Source organism: Pauljensenia sp. 20925_1_25 (genome assembly GCF_041433955.1).
GTDB lineage: Bacteria > Actinomycetota > Actinomycetes > Actinomycetales > Actinomycetaceae > Pauljensenia.
Map to the genome: position 1 here is coordinate 85,865 of NZ_JAPWCL010000004.1, position 15,994 is coordinate 101,858.

Annotated in this window: 13 protein-coding genes; 8 read left to right on the top strand and 5 right to left on the bottom strand. The window is 66.9% G+C overall.

The features are described 5' to 3' along the window. The first annotated feature begins 48 nt into the window (after positions 1-48). The gene (gene pheA / locus O3932_RS03120) at positions 49-1,056 is read left to right on the top strand and encodes a prephenate dehydratase (protein WP_034504414.1); all 1,008 of its coding nucleotides are present in this window, start codon (positions 49-51) and stop codon (positions 1,054-1,056) included. Positions 1,057-1,184: 128 nt separating this feature from the next. Here the strand turns inward: pheA and O3932_RS03125 are convergent, their stop codons facing one another. Beyond that, positions 1,185-2,510: a diacylglycerol kinase family protein gene (locus O3932_RS03125; protein WP_371536185.1), complete on the bottom strand. Its 1,326-nt coding sequence runs from the start codon at positions 2,508-2,510 to the stop codon at positions 1,185-1,187. A 262-nt stretch (positions 2,511-2,772) separates the two neighbouring features. Here O3932_RS03125 and serS point away from each other — a divergent pair, with 262 nt between their 5' ends. Together serS and O3932_RS03135 are read left to right on the top strand one after the other, a co-directional pair. Continuing rightward, positions 2,773-4,050, top strand: a complete 1,278-nt coding sequence (gene serS / locus O3932_RS03130) for a serine--tRNA ligase (protein WP_371536188.1) — start codon at positions 2,773-2,775, stop codon at positions 4,048-4,050. After that, positions 4,047-4,964, top strand: coding sequence for an HAD hydrolase family protein (locus O3932_RS03135; protein ID WP_009647571.1), 918 nt, complete (start codon positions 4,047-4,049; stop codon positions 4,962-4,964). Before serS ends, O3932_RS03135 begins: the two co-directional genes overlap by 4 nt. A 139-nt stretch (positions 4,965-5,103) precedes the next feature. On the opposite strand, the gene O3932_RS03140 is transcribed toward O3932_RS03135, so the two are convergent. Continuing rightward, on the bottom strand, positions 5,104-6,270 hold the full coding sequence (locus O3932_RS03140; protein WP_371536191.1) for an alpha/beta fold hydrolase: 1,167 nt from the start codon (positions 6,268-6,270) through the stop codon (positions 5,104-5,106). A 127-nt stretch (positions 6,271-6,397) separates the two neighbouring features. On the opposite strand from O3932_RS03140, the gene O3932_RS03145 reads away from it, so the two are divergent. After that, the gene (locus O3932_RS03145; protein ID WP_009647574.1) at positions 6,398-6,997 is read left to right on the top strand and encodes a TetR/AcrR family transcriptional regulator; all 600 of its coding nucleotides are present in this window, start codon (positions 6,398-6,400) and stop codon (positions 6,995-6,997) included. Position 6,998: 1 nt separating this feature from the next. Here O3932_RS03145 and O3932_RS03150 read toward each other — a convergent pair whose 3' ends face one another. Continuing rightward, positions 6,999-7,262, bottom strand: coding sequence for a type II toxin-antitoxin system RelE/ParE family toxin (locus O3932_RS03150; protein ID WP_009647565.1), 264 nt, complete (start codon positions 7,260-7,262; stop codon positions 6,999-7,001). Then, positions 7,246-7,488: a ribbon-helix-helix protein, CopG family gene (locus O3932_RS03155; protein ID WP_009647576.1), complete on the bottom strand. Its 243-nt coding sequence runs from the start codon at positions 7,486-7,488 to the stop codon at positions 7,246-7,248. The genes O3932_RS03150 and O3932_RS03155 overlap by 17 nt, the downstream gene beginning before the upstream one ends. 255 nt (positions 7,489-7,743) lie before the next feature. On the opposite strand from O3932_RS03155, the gene O3932_RS03160 reads away from it, so the two are divergent. The 4 genes from O3932_RS03160 to O3932_RS03175 all read left to right on the top strand — a co-directional run bounded on the left by O3932_RS03160 (position 7,744) and on the right by O3932_RS03175 (position 12,720). Next, complete coding sequence (locus O3932_RS03160; RefSeq protein WP_371536194.1) at positions 7,744-9,342, top strand: xylulokinase; 1,599 nt, start codon at positions 7,744-7,746, stop codon at positions 9,340-9,342. A gap of 72 nt (positions 9,343-9,414) precedes the next feature. Further along, positions 9,415-10,296: a DUF5926 family protein gene (locus O3932_RS03165; RefSeq protein WP_296502282.1), complete on the top strand. Its 882-nt coding sequence runs from the start codon at positions 9,415-9,417 to the stop codon at positions 10,294-10,296. Between the two features lie 91 nt (positions 10,297-10,387). Continuing rightward, the gene (locus O3932_RS03170) at positions 10,388-11,233 is read left to right on the top strand and encodes a glycosyltransferase (protein WP_009647573.1); all 846 of its coding nucleotides are present in this window, start codon (positions 10,388-10,390) and stop codon (positions 11,231-11,233) included. Next, the gene (locus tag O3932_RS03175; protein ID WP_371536197.1) at positions 11,230-12,720 is read left to right on the top strand and encodes a DUF2079 domain-containing protein; all 1,491 of its coding nucleotides are present in this window, start codon (positions 11,230-11,232) and stop codon (positions 12,718-12,720) included. The genes O3932_RS03170 and O3932_RS03175 overlap by 4 nt, the downstream gene beginning before the upstream one ends. A 652-nt stretch (positions 12,721-13,372) precedes the next feature. Here O3932_RS03175 and O3932_RS03180 read toward each other — a convergent pair. After that, complete coding sequence (locus tag O3932_RS03180; protein WP_371536199.1) at positions 13,373-15,934, bottom strand: heavy metal translocating P-type ATPase; 2,562 nt, start codon at positions 15,932-15,934, stop codon at positions 13,373-13,375. Positions 15,935-15,994 lie beyond the last annotated feature (60 nt).

The following is a 15,994-nucleotide window of genomic DNA, read 5'->3' on the forward strand; positions in this document are numbered from 1 at the left end:
TGGGACTGAGTGCGCTCACCTCCGTCGCGTGTCGATACCCTTGACGCTATGACGACGAACATTCCCGGCCCCGCGCCCCTCGGTGACAAGCTCCGCATCGCGTTCCTCGGACCCTTCGGTACTTTTACCGAACAGGCCGTCCACCAGGTCGCGCCCGCCGGTGCCGTCCTCCTGCCGATGACGAGCGCCCCGCAGGCGCTTGCGGCTGTGCGCCGCGGCGAGGCCGACCGCGCCGTCGTCCCGATCGAAAACTCCATCGAGGGCGGCGTGAACGCGACCCTCGACTCCCTCTCGCACGGCGATCCCCTCGTGATCGTCGCCGAAATGCACGTCCACGTCGTCTTCCAGCTCGCAGTCCTGCCGGGCACGCGCGCTGAAGACGTCCGCCGCATCGGCACGCATCCGCACGCGTGGGCGCAGTGCCGCGGCTGGGTCGAGAGTACCTTCCCGGGCGCGATCCACGTGCCTGCGACCTCGACGGCGGCGGCCGCCGAGCTCCTCTCCGACGGTGACGCCTCCTTCGACGCTGCCCTGTGCAACGCGGTGTCCGTGAGCACCTACGGCCTCGAGGCCCTCTACCAGGACGTGGCCGACAACCCGGGCGCGATCACGCGCTTCGTGTTGGTCGCGCGTCCGGGCGCGGTGCCCCCGCCCACCGGCGCGGACAAGACGACCATCCAGGTGGCCCTGCCCGTCAACGAATCGGGCGCTCTGCTGACCCTCCTTGAGCAGTTCTCGGCGCGCGGCGTGGACCTCTCGCGCATCGAGTCCCGTCCGAGCGGCGACGGCCTCGGCAACTACACGTTCAGTATCGACATCGTTGGGCACATCCGCGAGGAACGCGTCCAGGCGGCCCTCGTCGGCCTGCACCGCTACTCGCCGGAGGTCCGTTTCATGGGGTCCTACCCGCGCGTCGACGGCGTGCGTGCAGCCGTTGTCCCCGGGACGACGGACGAGGCGTTCCGTGCGGGTCGCGCGTGGGTCGCGGATCTGCTGCGCGGCGGCGACGGCACGGGCAAGGCGGGCGGCTCTGCCCCCTCCTGGCCGCTGGCCTGACCTCCCGCATCCCGGCGATTCCGGGCGCGCATGAAGCAGGTCTGCACCATTTAGCAACAAGCTCAAATGTGGGTCAGTGGCGACACGCGCACGGATTTGGGCCGGGGCGCGCTGTATCACGGAGTGGGTCAGCTGGGCAGCAGCTCCATCCACGTGCGCTCGGCGGGCACGGCCACGTCCAGTGCGCCGGCCTGCATGCGCACGTGCATCGTGCGGGCCAAGCCGATGGCGTCGCCGTCCACCTGGCACACCTGCGGTTCGGTGGCCGTCACGGAGGCGCCTTTCGCCTGGCGGAATGCGACCGTGCCCGTCGACACGGGCAGGTTGATGGGGCGCAGGCCGATGAGCTGGCCGAGCATCTTCCACGTGACATCCGCCCAGCCGAGCAGGCCGACGTGCGCGTCGACCGCGATGACGTCGATCAGTCCGTCCGACAGGTTCGCATCGGGAGCGAGGACCAGTAGTTTCAATTCACCGGCGTTCGCAAACATGACCGAGCGTGCCTCGATGCGCGTGACTTCATCCGCCGACGAACGTGGAGAATCTTGACGACTGGAGGGGGCTGCGGCCTCGTCGACGGTCCGCCCGGACAGCTGGTCGCTCACGCCCAGCGGGTCGGGCGCGGTGGCGATGGGGGATCGCAGCATCAGGCGCGCCTTCATGCGCGGCACGCCCATCGCGCCCAGTCCCGCCCACACGTAGGCGATCCACCCGATGCGCTTCTTTAGCTCAGGGTCGGTGTCCGCCATCGTCGCGCCGTCGTAGCCCATGCCTGCGATGACGAGGCAGGCGTACTCATCGGTGCGTGGCTCGATGGACGAGGCCGTGGCGGGTTCGCGTTCCTCATCCTCAGTGCGGTGGGCGGCTCGGCGGGCAGCGTCGCGCAGTGCGCCTTCGGCGGGAAGTGCTGAGGGTTCGGTGGTGTCTTCGACGCGCACCCACGCCAAGTCCACGGGCCTGTGGTTGGCGTCTAGAGCGACAGCGAGTGCGTGTGCGGGGTCATCGGGAATGGAGAGGTTGCCCGCCAGGACGTTGCCGGTGCCGACGGGGATGATGCCCATGCGTACGCCCGATCCGGCCATGCCGGCCGCGACCGCGCGCACGGTCCCGTCTCCGCCTGCGGCGATGACGATGGATGCGCCTTCCTTGAGGGCATGCACGGCCTGCCCGGTGCCGGGGTCCTCGCGTGTGGTCTCGCGCCAGTGCACGTGGTCGATGCCAAGCTCCTTGGCCTTGCGGTTAATGAGGTCCTTGAAAGCCTGTGGATCGTCGTGCTTCGAGGGGTTCATGATGATCCACGGACGAGGCCTGCCGCGCTCCGGGTCGTCCGCCGTTGCCGGGATGGAAAGTGCCTGCCGTCTGCGATGACGTCTGGTGAGCGCCGTGACAGCGCGCGCGACGCCGATTGCTCCGGCTCCTGCAGCGGCTGCGAGTATCCACGGTGTAGCGTCCATGTGCACATCTTAGTCTGCCTGTGGATTAAGGGGTTGTGGACAGGCTGTGAAAGCTCTTTTCGTTGTGCCCCATAGTGGCTATGACCAGCTGTTGTGCAACGATGCTCATCGTTATACACACAGTTATTCACAAGAGGTGGATAACTTTTGGTATTTCTGTTGAATTGATCGGATGGTTGGTGCATAACCCTGGTCTCTGCTGCGGATTTGGCATCCGGCACGGTGGGGGACAGAGCCGGGCCACCTGGCATAGGATGGTTCCATGATTGATGTGCGTGCCCTGCGTGAAAACCCCGAACCCGCCCGCGCCTCCCAGCGTGCCCGCGGAGCCAACCCCGGCCTCGTCGATGAGATCATCGCGGCCGACGCCGCCCGCCGCGAGGCCCTGCAGGCCTTCGAGACGCTGCGCGCCACCCAAAAGGAGGTCTCCAAGTCCGTGGGTCGCGCCTCCAAAGAGGAGCGTCCCGCGATTCTGGCCAAGGCCAAGGAACTCGCTGAGCAGGTGAAGACCACCGAGGCCGCCGCGAACGCCGCCGACGCCGAGGCCGACCGCCTCGCGCGCCTCCTGCCCAACCTCGTTCTCGACGGCGTGCCCGTTGGTGGCGAGGACGACTTCGTGGTCCTGCGCCACGAAGGCCCCGCCCCCCGCGACTTCGCCGCCGAGGGCTTTGAACCCCAGGATCACCTCGCGCTCGGCGAGGGCCTGGACGCTATCGACACCAAGCGCGGCGCGAAGGTCTCCGGCGCACGCTTCTACTACCTCAAGGGCATTGGTGCCCGCCTCGAGCTGGCCATCATGACGATGGCCATGGACCAGGCGCTCGCGAACGGTTTCGTGCCGATGATGACCCCGACCCTGGTTACCCCGCAGATCATGGGCGGCACGGGCTTCCTCAACGAGCACTCCGACGAGATCTACTACCTGCCCGCCGACGACCTGTACCTGACGGGCACGTCCGAGGTGGCCCTCGCCGGCTACCACGCCGACGAGATCCTCGACCTGAGCGCCGGTCCCAAGCGCTACATGGGCTGGTCCACCTGCTACCGCCGCGAGGCCGGCTCCGCGGGCAAGGATACGCGCGGCATCATCCGTGTCCACCAGTTCAACAAGGCCGAGATGTTCAGCTACTGCCGCCCCGAGGACGCCGCCGAAGAGCACCAGCGCTTCCTCGCGTGGGAAGAGGAGATGCTCGCCAAGGTCGAGCTGCCCTACCGTGTCATCGACACGGCCGCCGGCGACCTGGGCACCTCCGCCGCCCGCAAGTTCGACTGCGAGGCCTGGCTGCCCACCCAGCAGCGCTACATGGAGGTCACCTCAACCTCGAACTGCACGACGTTCCAGGCGCGCCGCCTCGGCATTCGCGAACGCCGGGAGGACGGCATGGCCGCGGTCGCCACGCTCAACGGCACGCTGGCCACGACCCGCTGGATCGTTGCCTTCCTCGAGAATCACCAGCAGGCGGACGGCTCGATCTACGTGCCCGAGGCCCTGCGCCCCTACCTGGGTGGACTCGACGTCCTGACCCCCCTCGCTCGATGAGCCAAGAGCGCTTCCTGACGGTCCCCTCCTCCGGGGAAGTTGCCCGCCCCTTCGAGGATCTCCTCGACGAGGCCTCGGCCGCCTTGCCCGCCGACTTTCCGACGTCGGCGGGCCAGGTCCTGGTCGCGCTCGACATCGACGGCACGATCCTGACCCCCGCGGGGGCAACCCCGCGCGTCCTCGAGGGGATCCACGGCCTCGCCGCCGCGGGCGCTCACGTGCTCATCGCGTCGGGCCGCGCGCTCGAAGGCGTTACCCCGGTCCTCGATGCCTTGGGCTTCACGGATGGGTGGGCGCTGTGCAATAACGGCGCGACCCTCGTGCGTGTGAGCGGCGGGCAGTGCGACATCGTCGAGGAGCGCACCTTCGTGCCCGGTTCATGCCTGGAGGAGATTGCCTCCGCCATTCCGGGTGTCGTGTTCGCGTCGATGCCGCATCCCGACATTCTGCTGTCTGCTCCCTTCCCGAACAACGAGATCGAGGGCAGCGAGCATCGCATCGTGTCGATGGAGGAGCTGGCCTCCACGCCGACCCCGAAGATCGTCGTACGCGCCGCGGACATGGATCGCGATGTGTTTGACTCCGTTTTGTCCTCCCTGGACGTCTCGCGCACCCACGAGGTGTTCGTCGGATGGACGTCCTGGGCGGATATTGAGCCGCTCGGCGTGACCAAGGCAACTGGCCTGGAGTCACTGCGGGCGCGACTGGGCGTTCCCGCGGCGGGGACTGTCGCTGTCGGGGACGGTACGAACGACATCGCGATGATCGAGTGGGCGGCCTTCGGCGTCGCGATGGGGGGTGCCTCCGACGAGGTGCGCTCCCATGCCGATCACGTGACGGCGGCCGTCGAAAACGACGGTGCCGCCGCCGTCATGCACGCGATTATGCGCCGCTGCGGGGTTGCTGGCCGCTGAGCGGTGATTGCTAGCATTCTTCGATGGTTGCAAGCGCGCGTCAGTACGTGCCCATGTTTTTCGCACGTGGGCCCGCTAATTCGCACGTGGGCAGCCCTGCCCACACGCGTAATAGCGGGTTAAGGTGCGCAATAGAGGGTTAACGTGCATGATGTGGTGCCTGCAGCCAGTCGCCCATGATCGTGAAGGCGCGGTTCAGGTCCCCAATCTGGCAATGCTGTGCCATGTCTGGGTCCTCGGCCTCGTGGAAGACGCGCACGTCCAGCGACGCCGCGTTAGCCAGGACCCGGCGCACGTCTGCCAGGCGCTCGATGGGCACGTACTGATCCGCGTCGCCAGCAAGCACCAGGCATGGCTGATGAATCAGGCCCTCGAGGGGTTTCATCGTATAGTCGCCGAAGGCGTGCAGCACCTCGCTCGGTGTGCTCAGGCCCGTGAGGTGTCTGGCCTGCTGTAGCTTCCACGCCAGGTCCGCACTGAACCTCGGCGCGATGCGCAGCGCCGCGTCGATGAGCCATGCGGGACGAGCGTGACCGACCACGGCCTCGGCGAAGGGACGCAGAGGACGAGGCAGTGGCAGCGTCAGGCCGTCCAGGAGCCGGTACATCATGTCGAAGGCGATGACGTGGCTGATGCGCGGGCAGTGGGCGGCCGCGCGCATAACGAGGTAGCCGCCGAAGGACACGCCGAGCGCGGCCGCGCTCTCCACGCCGAAGTAGTCCAACACCGCGCTCGTCGGGCGCTCCCACTCCGGCTCGAGCGCCATGCCCGCCAGCGCCGCATGTCCCTGCCCCGGCCCATCGAACGCGATGATGTCGAATGGACGGGTGGGGAAGTAGGACGCGAAGTCAATGATCTCCTCCGCATAGCCATCGAAACCGTTCAGCATGACAAGTGTGTGCGGTGTGCCCGCGGGGGCCTGCGCGCGGGCATCCGGGTCTGCCTCCCAGCGCATCGCGGTGAGTTCGCCATCCCGGTAGGGGATCGTGTGACGGGTGAGGGCGAGGCCGTGGCGCGCCTCGTCGAATGCGGCCGACATGGCGTCGATGGCGCGGTGCTTGCGGGGGTCGGAGGTGGAGACGTAGAAGGCTGCCAGCTCGTGTAGGCGCCACGCGGCCTCCGCGTCGCCTTCGGCATCGAAGCGCTGCGCGAGCGAGTGAGCAAGTGCCGTGATGTCCTTCGTCGAGCGAATGCGAGGGAGCGCAGTGTCGGCGATGCGTGCGATGCCCTCGTGATCAAGCAGGGGAGCGAAGGTCCGATTGAGCTGGAGATCGAATTGCCGGTTGCCCGTGTAGTGAGTGAACATGCCTCGAGGCTACGAGCTGTGACAGCGGGCGGGGATGCACAATATCGCATGGAATGTCCATTACCGGACACACGCTACGAGAAGAGTAGGATAGGCCCACAGATCCGAGGAAAATGATGGGAGCATCATGTATCTGCGAAACCTGGACAAGCATGGGCGGGCCGCCGAGAAGAACCTGGACCTGCGCATCCGCAAGACTCGCCGCGCGATCCGCTCCGGCCTCGTGAAGGCGTGCGAGGCCAAGCCCTACGAGCACGTGAGCGTCGCCGATATCTGCCGTGTGTCGATGGTCTCGCGCACGACCTTCTATGACCATTACACCGGCAAGGATGCGCTTCTGGCCGAGGTGGTGTCCTTCCTCCTCGAGGACATTACTCCCGCGCTCGAAGGCTTGTGGTTTGGGGAGGGCGGTGACTCTCGGGCGGTCGCGCGTCACCTGGCCGACATCTACGCGCGCAACGGGCGTGCCCTGACGACCCTGCTCGCCATTCGTGTCGGGGGAGAGGGTGACCTGCACGAGCGTCTCCGCCAGACATGTCGTTCGGTATTTGCCAATTGGGCGCGCGGACGCATCGATGATGACGTGCTTCCCCTGGCCTCGGAGGTCTACGCCTCGGTCGTCCTGACCTTTATAGAGCGCAGCGCAACCAAGCCGCTCAGCGAGAAGGAACTGTCCGTCATCGACCGCACCCGTGAACTCTTCATCGAGGGCTTCGGCGCTCAGTAGGTCAGCGGTAAACCCGAGACCTGTGATCGATGTTGATGGCGAGGATCAATAGCTCGTCATCTTCAATGGAGACGATGATTCGGTAGTCACCGACACGGTACCGCCAGAACCCTGCGAGGTTACCGGTGAGCGCTTTCCCGCGGGCGCGGGGATCATTCCCGTTCGCGGTCTCGCGCAGATATGCAATGATTCGTGCGGCAGCCGGTTTATCGAGTTTGCTCAGTTGCTTCAATGCGCGAGGCGACAGCTTAGCCTTCCAGGCCAAGGGTCTTCACCGCCTCGTCAAGGCTCACCGATGTTGCGCGTCCACTGCGGATATCTTCGAGGTCTGCCTGCAGTGAGTAGGCCAGCTCGATCTCCTCGAGCGCTGACTCGATGGCACGATTCATGTAGAACGATTTCGTTCGTCCCGTCCGCTGCGCAAGGGCCGTGAGTCGGGCGTCGATCTCGGGGTCGAGCTTGACGGAGCGTGCAACACGTGCTGTAGACATGCGTCCTCCTGAATTGTGACTACGCGTAGTCTACTCCCCCGAGCCGTCAGCTGGAAGGGGACATGTGAGAGGAAGGTGGGCGGGTGGGAGAATCGGGCTGATGGGGTCACAAGGTTGTTAATAAGCCATAATTCCGCATATATCGTGCAGAGTGTTCGATAAATGGCCGCAGGTCCTCGCCGGGGCGTTCACGAAAGTGTTACCGTTAGCGCATTCCGGGCCACAGCCTCGTCAATGAAGACCCAAGGAGCACACATGAGCACCGACCCCCGCGCCGCTATCGCCGCCGCCGACACTTCGCTCGGCATCGAGTTCGGCTCGACCCGCATCAAAGCCGTCCTGATCGGCCCCGACCACGAAGTGCTCGCCACCGGCGGGCACGCCTGGGAGAACCACCTGGAGGATGGCCTGTGGTCCTACACCCTTGACGAGGTCGTGGTGGGCCTGCGCTCCGCCTATGCCTCCCTGGTCGCCGACGTTCGCGAGCGCTACGACGTTACCCCCACCTCCTACGGCTCGATCGGCATCTCGGGCATGATGCACGGCTACCTTGCCTTCGATGCCGACGATAATCTGCTCGCGCCCTTCCGCACGTGGCGCAATACGAATACGGGCCGCGCCGCCGACGAACTGACTCACCTCTTTGGATTCAACATTCCCTTGCGCTGGTCGATTGCCCACCTGCATCAGGCGGTCCTCGACTCTGAGGAGCACGCGCCGCGCGTCGCTCGCCTGACGACGCTCGCTGGCTGGGTGCACCATCAGCTGACGGGCCGCCATGTCCTGGGCATCGGCGACGCCTCCGGCATGTTCCCAGTTGACTCGACCACGGGCACATACGTGGAGTCCTACCTCGATCAGTACGAGGCCCTGGTTGAGAACCGGGTCCCGTGGCGCTTGCGCGACGTGCTTCCGACCGTGCTGAGTGCGGGTGAGGACGCGGGTGCGCTGACCCCCGAAGGTGCCGCGCTCATCGACCCGACCGGCGCGCTGCAGCCCGGGATTGCGCTGTGTTCGCCGGAGGGCGACGCGGGCACAGGCATGATCGCGACGAACGCGATCGCGCAGCGTACGGGCAATATTTCGTGCGGCACGTCCGTTTTCCTGATGGCCGTTATTGAGCGTTCCCTCACCGAGCTGCACACCGAGATTGACATGGTGACCACGCCGGATGGCTCGCCCGTCGCGATGGTCCATTCAAACAATGGTGCGTCCGAGCTCGATGCGTGGGTGGGCTGGTTCGCGGACTTTGCGCGCCTCATCGGAGTTGACGTGAGCGTCCCCGCGATCTACGACACCCTCTACAACCACGCGCTCACGGGCGAGGCCGACGCGGGCGGCGTCATGGCCTACAACACCCTGTCCGCCGAACCGATTGTTGGACAGGAGACCGCCCAGCCCGTGTTCACGCACACGGCTGAGGCCCGCGTGACCCTCGCGAACGCGGTGCGCGCCCAGCTCATGAGCATCTTCGCGGCCGTGCGTATCGGCGTCGACATCCTCCGCGAGGAGGGTGTAGGCCTCGATTCGCTCTTCGCGCACGGCGGACTCTTTAAGACTCCGGGCGTTGCCCAGCAGATCCTCGCCGACTCGCTGAATATCCCTGTGTCCGTCGGCGATACCGCAGGCGAGGGCGGCGCGTGGGGCATCGCCGTCCTCGCGCGTTACCGTGCTGTCCTTGCTGGGAATTCGGCGACTCCCGCCCTGCCGGAGTACCTCTCCGAGCGGGTCTTTGCCGAGGCCTCGGTCTCCACTCTGGAACCCACCCCCGAGGGCGTGGCCGGGTACGAGCGCTTCCTCGACGCCTATCGCGCTGCCCTGCCCGGCGTGGAGGTCATCGCCCGGGGACACTGACGAGGCCCGGGCTGGACCGGCTCGCCCAGCCCTGACCTCGTCGATTGTACGAAACCCGCTACGATTACACCCATGGGTAAAGCTAGCCGCCGTAAGAAGGTCACCGATCCCGCCAAGCTCAAGGCATATCGTCCGCCGATCCCCTTCGTCGCGCGTCCCTACGAGGGCCTGCCGAAGGAGATTGAGCTGGTCGCCATGCGCGAGCTCATCCCGGCGGCCACACTGACCGCACGCACCAACGCCGACCACGGTGCCGTCGAATTCGACTTCGTCACCCTCCTGCCAGAGGGGCAGCCCGCGATGGTGCGCCCCGACGGGCGCATCCTTGTCGCGCTACAGACCCGCTCGAACTCCGCGGACCTCAGCCATGACGCGGGTGCCGCGCTGCTCGCGGCCATCGCCGCGAAGGAAGCGGGCGACGAGGGCGTCATCTCGATCGATGTGCGCGAGCCGTCCGAGCGCCTCCAGGACATCGTCGACGCCGATAGCTTCACGGACATGAAGCTCGAGGAGGACTTCTCTTTCTGGTTCGACCCGGCTGAGGAGATCGATGAGCAGACGCGCCGCGCCCTTGAACAGAACCGCGATGAGATCATCCCGACCGAACCCGTGCCCGGCGTCCCCGGCGCGTACTGGTGCGAGATGAACCGTAACTTCGTGCGTTTCCTGACGGACAACGACGAGACCAAGCTCTTCGACGCGCTGGCTCGCCTGGCTGCGCGCGGCGAGGCTAACGTCGGTGAGGGTTCGCGCTACGTGGGTTCCTTCCGTGCGTGCGGCCTCATCGTCCCGGTCTTCGAGCTGCCCGAGGGTGCCAGCGCCTCCGACGTCGCGCCCGGCACGCAGGTCTTCGCCAAGGCTTTGGCCGAGGCGCTTACCAACACCGAGCGTCTGGATGACAAGGAACGCCGCGCGCGCCAGGGCCTCGTGTCCCGTGCGGTGACGATCCGCTGAGCATACTTTTACCCGCCGTTTAGGCAGGCTTGTCGCTCACATTACGGGTAGTGGGACGCAATCGCGTCCCACTACCCGTAAACTATGTCGTGTGAACTATGCCAGCGGATCCCGAAGTTCCCACCCGCAGCGTGTCGCTGCAGTCATCGCTGCGCACAACGTCGGCCGTGCCGTTGCGGCCACCGTGCGCGCATGCCGCGCTATACCCGGCGTTGACCTTCTCATTGTCGTCGACGATGGGTCGACGGACGACACGGGACGCGCAGCCCGGGCCGCAGGTGCCGTCGTCGTGCGCCACTCCGTTGAACGGGGGCGCGCCTCTGCCATCGAGACGGGCGTAAAAGTCGCCGCCATGCGGGATCGTCCCGACGGCCCACCCCGCCACATTCTGCTGCTCTCGCCCGACCTGGGTGAGTCCGCCGTCGAAGCCACCGCCCTCGTCGAGGCCGTTGTCTCCCGCGAGGTGGACATGAGCATCGCGGTGCCTGCCACCGGGCGTGAATACTCCGGCTACGGCCCGGCCGTCATGCGCCGACTCATCCGCCGCAAGACCGGCTGGTACTGCCACTACCCGCTGAGCTACCAGCGTTGCCTGACGCGCGAGGCTATTGACGCGGCGATGCCTTTCGCTGGCCGTTACGCCCTCGAAGCTGCGATGACCATCAGCGTGCTGCGCGCCGGACTGTCCGTCATGGAGGTTCCCTGTAACTTCGCGCACTCGGGCGCGGACCGTTCCCTCGGCTCCTTGAATCGCCCGGCGCGCATGTTCGACGCCTTGCGTACCTCCGCCAGCCAGGTCTTCCACTCCGATGCCCGCTCGAAGCGGCGCGCCGACCACGAGCAGGGCATCGGTGTGCCTTACCCGGCCCCGGCCTCGTCCCGCGAGTTCGCCGACGATGTCGAGGCCTCGCCTCGCCGCTCGGAGATGGTCGGGTGAGGCTCCCGGATCGGTCGGACGTCGCGCGCGTCGCTTCGGCGTGGTGGCTTCCCGCCGCGCTCGCCTGCACGGTCGGCACCCTCTACATCTGTTTTTCACTGGCGCAGTGGCGCACGCTCTCTGACCCCTCGTGGGATCTGGCGATTTTCGCCGAGGCCGTCCAGGCGTACTCGCGCTTCGAGGCTCCCATCGTTCCGATCAAGGCCCCGGGCTACAACCTGCTGGGGGATCACTTCCATCCGATCCTGGCCCTGCTCGGGCCGATCTATCGTTTCTTCCCGTCGGCGCTCACTCTCCTAGTCATCCAGGACCTGTTGATTGCGGCGTCGGTCCTGCCGATTGCGCGACTGGCGCAGCGGCTCTTCGGGCGCGGTGGCGCCGTGCTCGTTGGCCTGACGTACGGGCTGGGGTGGGGTCTGCAGGGCGCGGTCGGTGCCCAGTTTCACGAGGTCTGTGTGGCCGTCCCGCTGTTGGCCGTCGCAGGCGTTGCTTTCGTCGAGCGGCGGTGGGGTGCCTGCATGGCGTGGTTGGCACCGGTCATCCTTGTCAAGGAGGACCTGGGGCTGACTGTTTTCGTCGCCGGCTTGGCGCTCGCGTGGCGTCGGAGGGGCGAGGATCGTTCCGGGATACTCGTGTCCCTGGCGTACGCACTGTTCGGTATTATCGCGTTTATCGTGACAGTGAAGGTGCTGCTGCCCGCCGTGAACCCGGCAGGTACCTGGGCCTATTCGTTGGACGGATCCGCGACGGGGGCGGGCACGACGATGGCCAGCAAGGCTGCCGTGCACCAGATTCCCTCCGTCTGGGGGATCCTCACGACCCCGCCCGTCAAGATCAAGACGCTGCTGATTCTGGTGGCCGGAGCCGGTATTGTCGGGCTGCGCTCCCCGTGGTTTGCCCTAGTCCTACCGACCCTCGCGTGGCGCTTCGCGGGCTCGGTGAACGCCTATTACCAGTGGAACTCCTGGCACTACAACGCGGTTCTGGTCCCCATTGCAGCGTGCGCCCTGCTGGACGTCGTCAGCCAGTGGATTCAGCCCGAGCGGGGCGGGGCGGACCCGGAGGAACCGGCCCGGGCCTCGTTCGAGAAGTATCGCCGTGTGGCCGCGTGGGCGGCCGCGTGCGTGCCCGCCGTGTCCCTGGCGCTTACGGCCTCGTTCCTGCCCCTGTGGAAGCTGCCGACTCTCGCGGAAAGCCCGCGCATGGCGGCAGCCCAGGGCGCGCTCGACGTCGTGCCCGCGGGGGCCCGCGTCGAGAGCGACACGACACTGCTTGCGCGGCTCGTGCCTGGGCGCGACGTCTACTGGGTGGGCACGACCGTCGGCATGGATACCCCGCCCGAGTATGTTGTCGTCGACCGGCAGTCCTACGCGTGGGGCGGTGCCGAGGTTGACGCCGAGTCCTGGGCCAGTGCCGCTCACCCCGGCCACACCTACGAGACCATCTACTCCGCGCAGGGCTTCCGCGTCGCGCGTCGCACTTCGTAATACAAAGGTGCCGCGCAGCCGGAAACTCCGGCTGCGCGGCACTATTTCATTGATTCCTACTACGGCTGCAGTATGGCGTATGCAAGCGCGCTGGATTTCAACGCCCCGTCGCCGTATCGGCGAAGTGGGAAAGTTGTCAAAAGCTCAGCCGATGAATCAATCGTTGGTATGACACGAAGAATCTTGTCTGTGATGTGCTGGTGAAGGTGCTGTGTGTGGCTGGGACTAGAGAGTGATAGTCAGACCCATAGCGGCAGGTATTCAAGGTGAGGGCGGCAGGTGTGCCGATGTGGAATCAGGTGGGTAGTGCGCGTCCGAGAAAATGCTTGTTGCATTGGGCGCTGCACCCGATCCGTGGGCATTGCACCTCTTCTGATCGGGTGTAGCGCCCCGCATCGGGTGTAGCGCCCCGTAACGGGTGTAGCGCCCCGCATCGGGTGTATTGCGTACTGAGAACAAGACGCGGTTGCCCTGTCGGCTTCATCAGTCAGTCGAACACGTCGCGCAGGTGAGATACAGTGCGTGCAACGTGTGCGTGACGTGTCGAGCCGGAGTCTAGCCGACGCTCTTGCTCGCTGGTGACTCCCATTGCTGCATCCGGTCAAGGTCGGCTGCAGCAATGGGAGTCGAATTCTCGCCGGTGTGATCGCCCCTATTTCGCCGTGCGCAGCCGCAGCGAGTTGAGGACTACGAACACTGACGAGCAGGCCATCGCGGCGCTTGCCAGCATGGGGGAGAGCAGGCCCGCGATCGCGAGCGGCACCATCAACACGTTGTAGAAGAACGCCCAGAACAGGTTCTCCTTGATGATGCGCAGCGTCCGGCGTGACACTCGGATCGCGGTCGCCGCCGAGGTTAGCGACGAGTTCATGAGCGTCATGTCAGCGACCTCGATCGCCACGTCCGTGCCCGACCCCATCGCGATGCCCAGGCCCTTCGTGCTCGCCTGAGCGAGGGCGGCCGCGTCATTCACGCCGTCGCCCACCATTGCGACCGTGCGGCCCTCGGCCTGCAGGTCGGCGACGGTGTCGCGCTTGCCGTCGGGCAGGACGCCCGCGATGACGCGCTCGATCCCGACCTGATCGGCCACGTGGCGGGCCGCCGCCTCGTTGTCGCCCGTCAGGAGGATCGGTTCGATGCCGAGTTCGCGCAGCTGAGCAATCGCAGCGGGAGAGGACTCCTTGATCGTGTCGCGTACGATGAGCGCCGCAATCGCGCGGCCTTCGACGCGCTCGGGAATCACCAGGGACGAGGCCGTGGCCCCCTCGCGCTCTCCCGTTCCCTGTGTGGTGCCGGGCTGGGTGGGGGTGTCGGTATCCCTACCCGCGCTCTCGCCGGACGCGGGTGCGCCGTCGGCGGGCGCGGATTCGGAACGAGAGGTGACGGTGCCGGAGTATCCGGCTGCGTTCACGACGGACTCGAGTTCCTCGTTGCTATGCGGGGAGGTCAGCGTGATGCGCGCGGACTCGGTGGCGAGGTTGACTTCGGCCTTGACGCCGTCGAGCTTGCCGAGCTTGCGCTCGACGCGGCGTACGCAGGACGCGCAGGTCATGCCGCCCACGCTCATGGTGATCGTCGCGAGGGGCAGATCCGCGTCGGGGCCGGGAAGTGCGACGGGCGCGGGCGCCTCGAGTGTGGTGGCGACTGCCGCCGGGGTGGAGATCGCTGCGGAACCCAGGTTCGGCGCGAGAGCCGCGACGACCGCGGAGGCACCCGAGGCCTCGGCCTCGCGAACGGCGTCAAGGAGAGAAGAGGGGACGTCCACTCCGAGGGAAGCCAGCCATGACGGGCGACCGACCAGCACGCCGCCGCGGGCGGTGAGGCCGACGACGCCGAGTCCGGGCTGGTTCGCGAACGCGGTCACGGGGACGAGAGAGACGTTTCGGGAGGATGCACCCGACGTGATCGCGCGGGCGACGGGGTGCTCGGAGAGGGACTCGACGGAGGCGGCCAGGGACAGGGCCGAGGCCTCGTCCACCTCAGGGGAGCCGCCCGCGGAGGGAACTGCAACAGACTCAAGCGACATGACGCCCGTGGTGACCGTGCCCGTCTTGTCCAGGAGCATGGTGTCGATCGAGCGCGTCTGTTCGAGGATTTCCGCGTTCTTAATGAGGATGCCCAGCTGCGAGGCGCGTCCCGACCCGACGAGGATTGCGGTCGGCGTGGCCAGGCCGAGCGCGCACGGGCACGCCACGACGAGGACGGCGACGGCCGCCGTGAACGCGGCCTGCACGCTGCCGCCCGCGAGCAGCCAGCCGACGAGGGTCAGCAGAGAAACAAGGATGACGATGGGCACGAACACGCCCGAAATCTGGTCCGCGAGGCGCTGGACGGGTGCCTTGCCGGCCTGGGCCTCGGCAACCATGCGCCCGATCTGCGCGAGCGTCGTGTCCGAGCCGACGCGCGTGGCTCGCACCAGCAGGGATCCCCACGTGTTGACGGTCGCGCCCGTCACCGCGTCGCCGGGGGACGCGTCCACCGGCACGGACTCGCCGGTCAGGAGGGAGGTGTCCAGGGCGGAGGACCCCTCGACGATGATGCCGTCGGTCGCTACCTTCTCGCCCGGGCGCACTGCAAACAGGTCGCCGACCTGCAGGGACGAGGCGGGCACGACGCTCTCCGTGCGCTCGCCCGTCTCGGGGTCGATGCGCACGAGCGTCGCCTCCTTCGCGCCCATGCGCAGCAGCGAACGCAGCGCGTCGCCCGCGCGGTAGCGTGCGCGCGCCTCCAGGTAGCGGCCCGTCAGCAGGAACACGACGATCATGCACGCGCCCTCGAAGTAGATCTCCGCATGACCCGCGTGCGCCGCGCGCGGGATCAGGCTCATCTGCATGCGCATGCCGAGCATCCCGGCACCGCCCCACAGGAGTGCCCACCAGCTCCACAGCGTCGAGGAGATGACGCCGAGGGAGACCAGTGTGTCCATCGTTGTCGACCCGTGGCGGCCGGCCGCGAATGCCGCCCGGTGGAACGGCCACGCGCCCCACGTGACCACCGGGATCGAGGCGGCCGCGACGACCCACTGCCACCCGGTGAACTGCCAGGCGGGCACCATCGACAGGAACATCGCGAGGACGCCCAGGGGCGCGGAGACGATGAGGCGGCGGCGCAGGTCGGCGGCGTGGGCGCGGGTGCCCTCGCCCACCTGGGGGCTGGGGGCCGAGGCTGGGGTGGCCTTGGCGGAAGTAGTGACGGTTACGGATGTCGTGGACATGGGTACCCTCCGGGGGTATGTAAAGAGCGAAAGGAAACGAGGCCGGGGAAGGAACCCCGG